1 protein-coding gene is annotated in these 602 nt (G+C 56.8%); it reads right to left on the bottom strand.

What is annotated here, in order from left to right:
* Positions 1–308: 308 nt before the first annotated feature.
* The gene (locus tag IVB50_RS38345; RefSeq protein WP_158091481.1) at positions 309–557 is read right to left on the bottom strand and encodes a hypothetical protein; all 249 of its coding nucleotides are present in this window, start codon (positions 555–557) and stop codon (positions 309–311) included.
* Between the last annotated feature and the right edge of the window lie 45 nt (positions 558–602).

Raw genomic sequence — 602 nt, 5'->3', positions numbered from 1 at the left:
GGGTCATGGAGCGTGGCCCAAATATCGCAGCACGAAGAGCGGCGAATTTGGCGGTCCGCATAGAACCAGTATCGAGTTTCGGCAGTTGACTCCGGGTGGATCCGAACCAGCAAACTGATTTGTTCGGGCCAAGGATAAGTTTAAAAGCTAAGCCGGCACACATGAAGGACCTCCGACGACGTTTGGAAAAGGTCCGCGCTGACGCCAGAGAGTTTATGCTGATGAGCCAGCAAGCGACGGACATAGAAAAGCGCGAGCTGTTTAAGCGCTTGGCGGATGAACTCGCCTTCGAGGCTCTCGAGCTTGAGCTAATCGTCAAGAAAAATGAGCGAGCTAATCCGTGCGACCAGCACGAGGTCGTGGAGTTTAAGCCGCCCTCTCAGCGAACGCGTGGCTGATGCGGAAGAGGTCAAGCCGGCTAGATCGGCGTGACAACGGAACTTTGCGCATGGCTCCGCCAGCGAACGCTGCTCCGCCTTCGCCGCATCGCATTGCGGTTGGGAGGGGCCCAATCCGGAAGCGGTGATGTCATTGTACGCCGCCAGCAGTTCATCCATATGGTCCTTCCGTCGATTTCGAAGAACAGCGGGGTTTCAGGCAAG

The organism is Bradyrhizobium sp. 87, from assembly GCF_023073015.1.
Lineage (GTDB): Bacteria > Pseudomonadota > Alphaproteobacteria > Rhizobiales > Xanthobacteraceae > Bradyrhizobium > Bradyrhizobium canariense_D.
This window is presented reverse-complemented; position numbering and strand designations above follow the sequence as displayed.

Excerpts from the sequence above, each read along its gene's own strand:
- IVB50_RS38345 (WP_158091481.1), bottom strand. The coding sequence starts at position 557 with ATGGATGAACTGCTGGCGGCGTACAATGACATCACCGCTTCCGGATTG.